Below are 11,635 nucleotides of genomic sequence, written 5' to 3' on the forward strand. Positions count from 1 at the left end.
TTGCAAACGGCAATCTTGTTTGATGCCCGAACCGCTTGCGCCTTTGAACTCAGCGGATAAAACGGGCCGCAACAAAACACAAAGAGAAATCGATTTTATGACCACTGCCCTTGTTATCCTTGCCGCCGGAAAAGGCACCAGGATGAATTCGGATACCCCAAAAGTTTTGCACCCGATTGCCCAGACCCCGATGCTGGTTCATGCAATGCGCGCCGGAGCAGTGTTGTCACCCGAACGAACAGTTATTGTAACTGGTCACGGCTCTGAGGAGGTTGCTAAAGCCGCCACTTCCGAGGATGAAGCCGCGCAGATTGTCGTTCAGAAAGAACAGCTTGGAACAGCGCATGCAGTTGCGCAGGCGCGGGATGCACTTGCCGATTTCGATGGCGATGTGATCGTCCTTTACGGCGACACGCCCTTTATCAACCCCAGAACACTGGAGCGTATGATTGAGGCGCGCGCGTCCTTTGATCTGGTCATGCTGGGCTTTGATATTGCCGAAGTTCAACCCCGCTATGGCCGATTGATCATGGATGGCGAAAAACTGGTCGAAATCGTTGAATACAAAGACGCAACCGAAGAACAGCGCGCCATTCGCTTTACCAACAGTGGATTACTGGCCTGCAACGCAAAAGTACTGTTCGAATTGATTGACGCGGTCGGCAACGATAACGCCTCGGGTGAATACTACCTGACCGAAATCGTGGCACTGGCAAATGCGCGCGGTCTGTCGGCAACTGCCATCAAATGCGATGAGGCTGAAACGCTGGGCGTGGACTCTCGTGCTGATCTGGCTGCGGCCGATGCCGAGTTTCAGACCCGTGCGCGCAATGAGTTGTTGGCTTTGGGCGTGACGCTGATGGCCCCCGAAACGGTTTATCTGTCCGCTGACACGATCGTAGGCCGAGACACGGTGATCGAACCCAACGTCGTCTTCGGCCCCGGCGTTACCGTCGAAAGCGGCGCGACGATCCGTGCGTTTTCGCATCTGGAAGGGTGTCATGTCAGCCGCGGTGCCATCGTCGGCCCCTACGCGCGCCTGCGCCCAGGTACAGAACTGGCCGAAAACACCCGTATCGGCAATTTCGTTGAGACAAAGAATGCCCAGATCGCTGAAGGCGCTAAGGTCAACCATCTCAGCTATATCGGCGACGCCTCGGTTGGAGCGTCGACCAATATCGGCGCGGGTACGATCACTTGTAACTATGACGGCGTGATGAAGCACCAGACGACCATCGGAGAGAACGTCTTTATCGGCTCCAACACTATGCTAGTTGCCCCGGTTTCTGTCGGTGACGGCGCGATGACCGCAACAGGTACAGTCGTCACGCGGGATGTAGAACCCGACGCGCTGGCCGTGGCACGTGCCAAGCAGGACAACAAGCCCGGCTATGCGCGCAAATTGTTTGAGATGTTGAAGGCGAAGAAGGCTCGCCGCAACAAGGGAGCCTGAGTTATGTGTGGAATTGTAGGTGTACTGGGTGAGCATGAGGCCGCGCCAACTTTGGTCGAGGCGCTAAAACGTCTTGAATATCGTGGCTATGACAGCGCCGGGATTGCCACGGTCAATGGTGGCACGCTTGGACGTCGTCGGGCGGTCGGCAAGTTGGTCAACCTGAGCGATCTGCTGGTGCACGACCCGCTGCCCGGCAAATCCGGTATTGGTCATACCCGTTGGGCTACCCATGGCGTACCGTCGGTGACCAACGCGCACCCGCATCAGGCCGGCCCTGTGGCGGTTGTTCATAATGGTATCGTCGAAAACTATCGTGAGTTGCGGGCAGAACTGGCCGAACATGGCATCGGTTTCGCGACCGAGACGGACACCGAAACCGTCGCCCTGATGACGGAGTATTACCTGAAGACAGGCCTGTCGCCGGTTGAGGCCGCCTTCAAGACCATCGATCAGCTTGTTGGTGCGTTTGCGCTGGCCTTTCTGTTCGACGGTCAGGACGATCTGATCGTCGCCGCGCGCAAGGGATCACCTTTGGCTATCGGTCACGGAGATGGTGAGATGTACGTGGGCTCAGACGCCATTGCGCTGGCCCCGCTTACGGATCGCATCACCTATCTCGAGGAAGGCGACCGGGCTGTTCTGACCCGAACCTCTCTGGAAATCTGCAACGAAGCCGGTGAATTGGCTAATCGCGAGACTCGCCAGATCAAACTGGACCACACACAGACCGAAAAGAACGGCCATAAACACTTCATGGCCAAGGAAATTGCCGAACAACCCATCGTGATTGCCGACGCGATCCGGTCATACCTGCCAAGTGGTGGTGATCAGGTGGTTCTGCCTGGCGCCGATCTGGATTTCACCAAACTGGATCGATTGACCATGGTGGCCTGTGGCACCGCATTTTACGCCTGCCTGACGGCGAAGTACTGGTTCGAGCAATTGGCCCAAATGCCAGTCGAGGTCGATATCGCCAGCGAGTTCCGCTATCGCGAACCTCCGATCACGGGGCGCACGATGGCGCTGTTCGTTAGTCAGTCGGGTGAAACTGCCGACACTCTGGCGGCACTGCGCTATTGCGAAGGCAAGGCGGACAAGATCGTCTCGGTCGTCAACGTCCCCGAAAGTTCGATCGCCCGCGAAAGCGATATCGCCCTGCCCATCCATGCAGGCGTTGAGATCGGCGTGGCTTCGACCAAGGCGTTCACGTGTCAACTGAGCGTTCTGCTGATGATGGCGCTCAAGGCGGCTGCGGATCGTGGTACGCTGACCGACGACGAGCTGGCCGACCACTATGCTGCGCTACGCGGCCTGCCAACGGTGATGAATGCAGCGCTGGATCAGAATCCGGCCATCAAGACGTCCGCACAGCGCCTGTCCGAAGCCCGCGACGTTCTGTTCCTGGGTCGCGGCCTGATGTATCCGCTGGCGATGGAGGGGGCGCTGAAGCTCAAGGAAATCAGCTATATCCACGCCGAAGGTTATGCTTCGGGTGAGCTGAAGCACGGACCAATCGCCCTGATCGACAAGAACATGCCTGTGGTGGTTATGGCCCCGCGCGACGCCGTGTTCGACAAAACGGTGTCGAACATGCAAGAGGTGATGGCGCGCAAGGGTAAGGTTATTCTAGTCTCGGACGATGACGGGATTGCCGAGGCTGAAGATGGCGTCTGGAGCATCATCCGGATGCCGCATGTCCACCCTAGCCTGGCGCCGATCCTCTACTCGGTCCCGGCGCAACTGCTGGCCTATCACACGGCGGTGGCCAAAGGCACGGATGTAGACCAGCCGCGCAACCTGGCAAAATCGGTTACAGTGGAGTGAGACATGGCCAAGCAATTTCCGGAACTGGACGACGGGCAGCGTAAATTCATCGAAGAACAGCACATGTTCTTCGTCGGCACTGCGGCACCCGACGGACGGGTCAACATCTCGCCCAAGGGCATGGATTCGCTACGCGTTCTTGGCCCGAACCGGATTGCATGGATGAACCTGACCGGCAGCGGCAACGAAACCGCCGGTCATCTGCTTGAAGCGAACCGCATGACGCTGATGTGGTGTTCGTTCACGACCCGCCCCATGATCCTGAGAACGTATGGCACCGCGCGCACGCTGCATGTGGGGGACGATGGCTGGGATGAATTGGCTGGCCTTTTCCCTGATCACCGCAGCGCGCGTCAGATCTATGATCTGGATATCGATGTGGTCCAGACTTCGTGCGGCTATGCCGTGCCGTTCATGGAATATCAGTCCGAACGCGACACGATGCAGAAATGGGTCGATGGCAAGTCCGACGAGCAGATCCAATCCTACTGGGTTGAAAAGAACCATCAGACCATTGATGGCAAACCCACGCGCACCCGACCCTGAGTTTATTGATGCTTGAAGCCTATCTGAACCAGATCAAAGCCCATTCCGATCCCGAGCGCGCCGAACAAATGGCGGCCTACCACAAGGCCGACCGCACCCATCTGGGCGTGGCAAACCCGATCCTGAATGATCTGACCAAAACCTGGCGACAGGAGTTGGATGTGGCAGCGCGCGTCGAATTGGCAGATGCGTTGTGGCAGACCAATATCCACGAAGGACGCCTTGCCGCTGCAAAACTGCTGACACAGGCACGCATACGACCTGATGATGCCGTTTGGGACCTGCTGCAAAGCTGGTTGCCGGATTTTGATGCCTGGGCTGTGGCGGATCACGCCTGCATGGCGATGCAAAAGCGCCTGTCAGCCGACCCTTCGCGGCTGGATCAGGTGGAAAGCTGGACAAAATCGGACCACATGTGGACCAGGCGCGCGGCGCTGGTGGCGACCCTGCCCTGGACCAAACAGAACCACCCCAAACCGGAAGACCTGCAACGCCGAGACCGCATTCTGGGTTGGGCTGCAGGCTACGTGCCCGATCGCGACTGGTTCATTCAAAAAGCCGTCGCTTGGTGGCTGCGCGAATTGTCCAAGCACGACCCGGACCGGGTCATTGCCTTTTTGAACACACACGGCGACGCGATGAAGCCATTTGCGCGAAAAGAGGCCGGTAAATATCTGAAAGGTCAGTTGGAATAAACTTCCAGCTCAACCAGTTCATCAAATGGCAGCAGCAGGGCCCGCATCGCATCCAGCGAAAGGCGGCTGCCGCCCCCGGCTGGCCCGGATGCCGGAATCAGCGTGATATAGGCCTGCGCGCCCGTCCGCGGTACAACCACGCGCCCGGTGAATTCAGTCTCCACCAAAGACGTTTCCAGCCATCGACCAGGTGTTGTGGGATCTCCCAGACCGGCAATCGTGGTTTTTGGACCGAGCCAACCAGTGGCGGCAACGGCAACGGGTTGCGGCTCGACCACCTCTTCTACAACGGCTGGTTCTGCCTCTTCAGGGGGCTTGTCACCACCAAAGACACGATCGGTGGTCGACCGAACGGTGTCACATCCCGCCACCAGAACACAAAAAGCCAAAAGCGCATATCTCATGACGCAAACCTATCGCCCTGCGCGCATCTGTTCCAGCGCAAAGCGCAGTTCGCCCTTGTCGCAGGGCGGTTGCAGCTTTACCTATGTCGCATGACAGCTCCGCTTATCGACCCGTTCGCACGTGCCATCACCTATCTCCGCGTATCCGTCACGGATCGCTGCGATTTCCGCTGCGTCTATTGCATGTCCGAGGACATGACCTTTCTGCCCAAGAAAGACCTACTGACGCTGGAAGAGCTTGACCGCATGTGCTCGACCTTTGTGAACATGGGCGTGGAAAAGTTGCGCATCACCGGCGGTGAGCCTCTGGTGCGCCGCAATATCATGACATTTTTCAATTCGATGACCCGACACCTGGACAGCGGCGCACTGAAAGAGCTGACGCTAACCACCAATGGTTCGCAACTGCACCGATTTGCCGATGATCTGTACGCCGCAGGTGTGCGTCGCGTGAACGTATCGCTGGATACGCTGGACGAGGATAAATTTGCCAAGGTCACCCGTTGGGGACGCCTCAAACAGGTTCTTAACGGAATCGACGCCGCGCAGAAAGCGGGTCTGCGGGTCAAGATCAATGCGGTCGCCTTGAAAGGGTTCAATGAACCCGAATTGCCAAAGATCACCGAATGGTGTGCCGAGCGTGATATGGATCTGACCTGGATTGAGGTCATGCCCATGGGTGATATCGGAAACGAAGACCGCCTGGACCAGTACTGGTCTCTTGAAGATGTGCGCAAGGAATATGAAAAACATTATTCCGTCACGGATCTGGCCGAACGTACCGGTGGCCCTGCGCGCTATGTACGGCTTGAGGATACAGGCCAGAAAATCGGCTTTATCACACCGCTGTCGCATAACTTCTGCGAAAGCTGCAACCGCGTGCGCCTGACCTGCACCGGTGAGCTGTACATGTGCCTTGGGCAAGAGGATATGGCCGACCTGCGCGCGCCGCTGCGCGATCATCCCGACAGTGATAGATCATTGGAAGAGGCAATCAGGTCCGCGATCACGCTCAAGCCCAAAGGGCATGATTTCGACTATTCCCGTCAGGCCGTCGGCGGCCAGATGAGCCGCCACATGAGCCACACGGGCGGCTAAAGTGCCAAACAACCCCGACCAGCCAACGCTGCTGTACAAGCTGTATTGCGGCCTGACTTCCATTGCGGCCCCGCTGGCATGGCGCACGGTTCGCAAAAAGCTGCAGACGGCGGGCGTTCCCGAAACGCGCCAGCAGGAACGCCTTGGCCACGCCACGCAAACCCGCCCGGATGGGCAGCTGATCTGGTTCCACGCCGCCAGCGTTGGCGAAACTCTGTCCGTCATCAGCCTCATCAAACGTCTGGGCGAACGCCTGCCCCAGGCTGAGTTTCTGATTACCTCCGGAACTCCAACTTCGGCCGCGCTGATCGAAAAACGAATGCCACCGCGCGCACGCCATCAATACCCACCACTGGACACAGCCGGACCGGTGAAGCGTTTTTTGGATCACTGGCGCCCTGACGCCGGCGTCTTCGTCGAAAGTGAAATCTGGCCACGCCTGATTGTCGAAGCATCTCGGCGCGAGGTTCCGCTGGCGCTGCTCAACGCGCGTCTATCGGATCGCTCGGTCGAGGGATGGAAGAAGCGACCCAAAACCGCGCGATTTATTCTGGACCATTTCACACTGTTCCTAACCCAGAATGACAAGACGGCGGGAAATCTTATCGACATGGGTGCACTCCCCGATCGGGTACAGCCCGGCACCAACCTCAAAGCCATGTCGGACCCCCTGCCGGTCGATCGGACCACGCTGAGCGATATCCGCGCTCAAACCGCCGACCGCCCGGTCTGGATCGCCAGTTCGACCCATGCAGGTGAGGAAGAAGCGGTTCTGGCCGCGCATGCCAAGCTGTTGCAACGCTGGCCCGATCTGCTGCTTCTGCTGATCCCCCGGCACCCCGAACGACGGTCAGAGGTTGCAGATCTTCTCGAGTCCGCCGGGCAGTCCGCCGCCTTCCGCACCAAGGGCGAAAAGATCGCGCCGCAGACTCAAGTTTACGTCGCTGACACACTGGGCGAAACCGGCACATGGTACGCATTGTGCCCAATCGTGTTCCTGGGCGGCTCGCTCAAGGAAATCGGCGGTCACAACCCGTTTGAGCCCGCACAGGCCGGTGCCGCTGTGATCACTGGTCCGGGGTACTTCAATTTTTCTGAAACCTTCGCGCCACTGATCGAAAGCGGTGGCGCGGCCGAGGTCAACTCCGCCCCGCAACTCGCGGATGCCGTTGCAAATTTGTTGTCAGACGACACCGCGCTGGACAAAGCGCAGGCTGGCGCGAAATCCTGCGTAAATCTCCAGAAATCCGCGTTGGGCGATGTGATCAACACCTTGTGCGAGACACTCAGCCTCGCCTGACGCAGCAAGGGTCCACTTTCATCTGCCATAAATATCCCGGGGAGCGCGAGGGGCTGGCCCCTCGCTTCCTTACGCCTACATCAGGCTGCGGGCATCCGTTGTTCCACGATCCCGGCCCACCAACTGCATCCAGCCGGAATCGCCTCGTCGTTAAAATTGTATTCAGGATGATGCACAGCAGCCGTGTCGCCATTGCCAACCAGGATGTAGGCTCCTGGCCGTTCTTCCAGCATAAAGGCAAAATCCTCACCGCCCATGATCAGGGGCGCTTCGTCACAGTTTCCGGACACCGAGCGCGCGACATCCGCTGCAAAATCGGTTTGCTCGTCGCTGTTTACCATCACCGGATAACCCCGGTAATAGGTCACATCGGCCGCGCCGCCAAAGGTGGTGGCGATACCTGCGCAGATTTCCTGAACGCGCTTCTCAGCCAAGTCGCGCATTTCCTTGCTCATCGTGCGCACGGTCCCTTTGATCTTCACCGATTGGGGGATCACATTGAACGCGTTTGACGACGTCTCAAACGACGTGACCGAAACCACAAGACGATCAATCGGATCGGCATTGCGCGATGCAATGGTCTGCAGCGCCAAAACGGCCTGCGCAGCCATTACCGTAGTGTCGACCGTTTCATGCGGCTTGGCAGCGTGCCCGCCTTTACCTTCGAAAGTGATATCGAACTGATCTGTTGCCGCAAAAAAGGCACCAGGCCGAATGGCGAAACTGCCCACCGGGCGGCCGGGCCAATTGTGCATGCCATAGACCTCCTGAATGCCCCAGCGGTCCATCATGCCGTCTTCGCACATCTCGCGCCCGCCGCCACCGCCTTCTTCAGCGGGCTGGAAGATCACAACCACGGTGCCGTCAAAATTGCGCGTCTCGGACAGGTATTTCGCGGCCCCCAACAGCATGGCCGTATGCCCGTCATGCCCACAGGCATGCATCGCGCCATCGGTTTTTGAGGCATAGTCCAGCCCGGTCGCCTCGTGGATCGGCAGCGCATCCATATCCGCCCGTAGCCCGATCACCTTGCCGCTTGTGTCCGTCTTGCCCTTGATCACGCCGACAATTCCGGTTCGGCCGATGCCTGTCACCACTTCATCACAGCCAAAGTCCCGCAACCTGTCGGCGACCAGGGCACTGGTGCGGTGGGTTTCGAACAGGATTTCCGGGTTTTCATGAATATCGCGTCGCCACTCGGTGATTTCACCCTGCAACTCGGCGAACCGGTTTTTGATCGGCATGTTGGTCTCCTAACTGTTGGTTTTCCGGCCTGCTGCTCCGCTATGGCTCCGCCATGACTTCAATCTGTTTCGGCGGGTCGCAACGAACCCGCCAACAGGACGATGAATACGGCCAGCGGCAACAGCGCCGTGAATGCTATGCGCAATGTAAGCATCTCTGCGAGAAACCCAATAAGCGGTGGGCCAATCAACAGGCCTCCGTACCCCAGCGTGGCGACGCTGGCGATCGCCTGCCCCGGCGGTACGTTGGGATCACTTGCCGCCCGGCTGAACGCCAACGGCATGATCACCGCGTACCCGATCCCCATCATCGCAAAACCTGCCAATGCCAGTCCTGCCTCGGCAGCGGACACAACACAGAACACACCCAAAGCGGCGCAAGCCCCGCCAAATCGCGCTGTTGCCACCGGTCCAAACCGCGCAATGACAAACCCGCCTGCCAAGCGGAAAGCAACCATGGCTACCGAGAATACCGCATAGCCCAATGCCGCAATGCTTTCGGCGGCGTCGGTCACGTCCCGTAGGAAAATCGCACTCCAATCCGCCACTGCACCTTCCCCCAAAGCTCCGCACAGAGCGGTGAAGCCCACAAGGATCAAAGCGCCTGAAGGCAAAGCAAAAACCTTGCCTCCGGACACGGCCGCGCGGCGCGATGTCCAGCGTACCCATGACAATGCCAATGCCAGCCCAACGACGATCCCGCCCGCCAGCAAAAAGTGTTGGATCACTGTCAGCCCCATCTGCACCGCTGCAAATCCGCTGAGGGCGCCCAACCCAGCCCCAAGGCTCCACATCGCGTGGAATGATGACATCACGGGCTTCTTGTACGCCTGCTCAACCTCCGCCGCCCAGGCGTTCATCGCCACATCCATCGAGCCGTGGAAAGCCCCGAATACAAACAAAAAAGCCGCAAGCGACCAAAAGCTACCCGCGAGGGCCAGAAGGATCAACGAAACCGTATAGAGAACGGCAATGTACCGCGTCAGAACCATCGCGCCGAACCTGTCGGTCAACCGGCCTGTGATCGGAAATGAACACACCGCGCCCGCCGCCATGAACAACAGGCCATATCCCAGTGTCTCATGCGTCAGGTCCAGTTTGTCCCGGACCGCTGGAATGCGCGATGCCCAGATGCCGAACAATGCGCCATTCAATATGAACATGGCGGCCACGGCCCGCCACGCCGACACGATTCCAATCACAGAGAATTCCTCGACCCAAGTGTCAAACGCGTTTGTTGTACAACTCGCAGGTCCAAAGGCAAATACGGATCTACTCCAACCGCTTTCGAATCCTGCGAACGGCAAACCATACCGCCAAGACAACCGGAATCGTCACTGCTGCGCTTAACATCCCTTTACTGATCCCGGCACCCGTCAGGGGGTAGAGCAGATAGCTGACCAGCGATACAGCGTAATAGCTGATCGCGACCACGGAAAGCCCCTCGACCGTGTGCTGCAGACGCAGTGCCAGATCCGCCCGGCGATCCATACTTTCCAACAGGGCCTGGTTCTGTGCGCTTCGCTCAACATCTACGCGGGTTCGCAGCAATTCCCCTGCACGGATGGCCCTATCTGACAGGGCTTGCAGGCGACGTTCCGTGGATTTCACCGTACGGATCGCCGGGTCGTATCGGCGCATCATAAAGTCCGCAAAGTTCTGACCGCCTTCAAAACGCTCTTCGCGCAGGACCTCAATCCGCTGATTTACGATGGCCTCATAGGCACCCGTGGCTCCGAACCGGAACGAACACTGCGCCGCCAAAGTTTCCAGTTCAATCGAGGTCGACAGCAAGTCCTGAAGCAACTCGTCGGGCTGGGCAGAATTGTCGGTCATCTGCCCCATCAGGCGCGTCAGTTTTTCATCCAGCTTTCCGATACGAGGCATCAGTTGTTTGACCCGCGCAAAACCCAGCATAGACATTGCCTTGTAGGTCTCGATTTCACACAAACGCTGGACGATCCGTCCCGTCCTGCGCCGACCGGTTCCATTCGCGACAAACAGCGCAAACCGCATGTGCCCTGCCGGATCGATACGAAAATCACTTGCACAAACAGCTGCGTCATCCAGCACCCGAGCAACAGCCAGGCTTTCTGGTTCGAACCATTCCAGCAGCTTGGATTTGATCACCTCGTCGCCTTCGCGTTCGACAACACGCACCATGGCCGACGTGACCCTCTGACCGGGGCTGGCCATCAACCAGTCGGGGGGAAAAACCTCAAAATCAGCCGGGTTGAACGCACGCTCGCTGACGTTCTGGGCGATGGCCGTATAGGTCACGAACTCGGTATGTTGTTCCCACTTCAACCAATGGCGGCCGATTTGTCCGGCATAGTGTGTGGCGTCCGGCTGCGGATGCTGCGCCCCGTGGCGGTCGAGAAGATCGATCAGGTGATCCAGATCTTCGCGGCGATCCCGTGCGACGGCGGCAACAGATTTCTTGATCGCAAGAAAGACCACTGTACAGGGCATTGCCGCCACCGGAAAGGGACGGGCGTGCAATTCATTAGCCAGCGCATAGCGCAGCGGATGGTCATCTATCGGCGTCATCTTGGGCTCCGTTTCGTCCGAGGCACTATACGACACCTATAAAATTCATCAATTCTCTTTTTATTTCATATACTTACAAGGATACTACGGTATACAAACCCGCTATCTCATTGATTTGGCTGCCACAGCTCGATCGGGTTGCCCTCAGGGTCATGGATGCGCGCGAACTTGCCAACCTCACTGTCCCACTCTGCGTTAGTTTCAACCTTGATCCCTGCGGCTTCAAGCTGTGCAATCATGGTGGCTAGGTCATCGACACGAAAATTGATCATCCACTGCTGCTCGGATCTTCCGAAGTACGCGGTGTCCTGCGCAAAGGGGGCGAAGACTGTGTAACCCTCGCGCTGTTTCCATGGCTCCGGGATATAGTGATTTACGCCCAGGTGCTTTTCATACCACGCGCTCAAGGCCTCGGGATCACGAGCGCGAAAGAACACGCCGCCTATGCCGTTCACTTTTTCCATCGGGCACCTCCTTTTCAATTCAGAATACACCAAAAACAGAAAAGGCGCCCACTG

At 58.2% G+C, this 11,635-nt stretch carries 11 protein-coding genes; 6 read left to right on the forward strand and 5 right to left on the reverse strand.

Features of this window, described 5'->3' with window-relative positions; translation table 11 throughout:
- Positions 1–97 precede the first annotated feature (97 nt).
- The 4 genes from glmU to AC2FLJ_RS04500 are packed head-to-tail and all read left to right on the forward strand — an operon-like array spanning position 98 to position 4,521.
- A complete protein-coding gene (gene glmU / locus AC2FLJ_RS04485; protein WP_472723296.1) occupies positions 98–1,453 on the forward strand; it encodes a bifunctional UDP-N-acetylglucosamine diphosphorylase/glucosamine-1-phosphate N-acetyltransferase GlmU in 1,356 nt (451 codons plus the stop codon).
- Between the two features lie 3 nt (positions 1,454–1,456).
- Positions 1,457–3,280: a glutamine--fructose-6-phosphate transaminase (isomerizing) gene (glmS, locus tag AC2FLJ_RS04490; RefSeq protein ID WP_496704567.1), complete on the forward strand. Its 1,824-nt coding sequence runs from the start codon at positions 1,457–1,459 to the stop codon at positions 3,278–3,280.
- A 3-nt stretch (positions 3,281–3,283) separates the two neighbouring features.
- Positions 3,284–3,826, forward strand: coding sequence for a pyridoxamine 5'-phosphate oxidase family protein (locus AC2FLJ_RS04495; protein WP_496695848.1), 543 nt, complete (start codon positions 3,284–3,286; stop codon positions 3,824–3,826).
- A gap of 8 nt (positions 3,827–3,834) precedes the next feature.
- Positions 3,835–4,521, forward strand: coding sequence for a DNA alkylation repair protein (locus AC2FLJ_RS04500; protein ID WP_496704570.1), 687 nt, complete (start codon positions 3,835–3,837; stop codon positions 4,519–4,521).
- Here the strand turns inward: AC2FLJ_RS04500 and AC2FLJ_RS04505 are convergent.
- On the reverse strand, positions 4,509–4,925 hold the full coding sequence (locus AC2FLJ_RS04505; protein WP_058274375.1) for a hypothetical protein: 417 nt from the start codon (positions 4,923–4,925) through the stop codon (positions 4,509–4,511). The two genes, AC2FLJ_RS04500 and AC2FLJ_RS04505, sit on opposite strands and share 13 nt — an antisense overlap.
- A 90-nt stretch (positions 4,926–5,015) precedes the next feature.
- Between AC2FLJ_RS04505 and moaA the strand changes: the two genes are divergently transcribed.
- Together moaA and AC2FLJ_RS04515 are read left to right on the forward strand one after the other, a co-directional pair.
- A complete protein-coding gene (moaA, locus tag AC2FLJ_RS04510; RefSeq protein WP_496695853.1) occupies positions 5,016–6,023 on the forward strand; it encodes a GTP 3',8-cyclase MoaA in 1,008 nt (335 codons plus the stop codon).
- Position 6,024: 1 nt separating this feature from the next.
- Positions 6,025–7,323, forward strand: a complete 1,299-nt coding sequence (locus AC2FLJ_RS04515) for a 3-deoxy-D-manno-octulosonic acid transferase (RefSeq protein ID WP_496704572.1) — start codon at positions 6,025–6,027, stop codon at positions 7,321–7,323.
- Positions 7,324–7,403: 80 nt separating this feature from the next.
- Here the strand turns inward: AC2FLJ_RS04515 and AC2FLJ_RS04520 are convergent, their stop codons facing one another.
- The 4 genes from AC2FLJ_RS04520 to AC2FLJ_RS04535 all read right to left on the reverse strand — a co-directional run bounded on the left by AC2FLJ_RS04520 (position 7,404) and on the right by AC2FLJ_RS04535 (position 11,581).
- Positions 7,404–8,567: a M20 aminoacylase family protein gene (locus AC2FLJ_RS04520; RefSeq protein WP_496695856.1), complete on the reverse strand. Its 1,164-nt coding sequence runs from the start codon at positions 8,565–8,567 to the stop codon at positions 7,404–7,406.
- A gap of 59 nt (positions 8,568–8,626) precedes the next feature.
- Positions 8,627–9,769, reverse strand: a complete 1,143-nt coding sequence (locus AC2FLJ_RS04525) for an MFS transporter (protein WP_496704574.1) — start codon at positions 9,767–9,769, stop codon at positions 8,627–8,629.
- Between the two features lie 70 nt (positions 9,770–9,839).
- Complete coding sequence (locus AC2FLJ_RS04530; protein WP_282168803.1) at positions 9,840–11,117, reverse strand: DUF3422 family protein; 1,278 nt, start codon at positions 11,115–11,117, stop codon at positions 9,840–9,842.
- A 107-nt stretch (positions 11,118–11,224) separates the two neighbouring features.
- Entirely contained in the window at positions 11,225–11,581 is a 357-nt protein-coding gene (locus AC2FLJ_RS04535) for a VOC family protein (RefSeq protein ID WP_282119160.1), read from the reverse strand.
- Between the last annotated feature and the right edge of the window lie 54 nt (positions 11,582–11,635).

The organism is Ruegeria sp. CDSA034 (genome assembly GCF_059612275.1).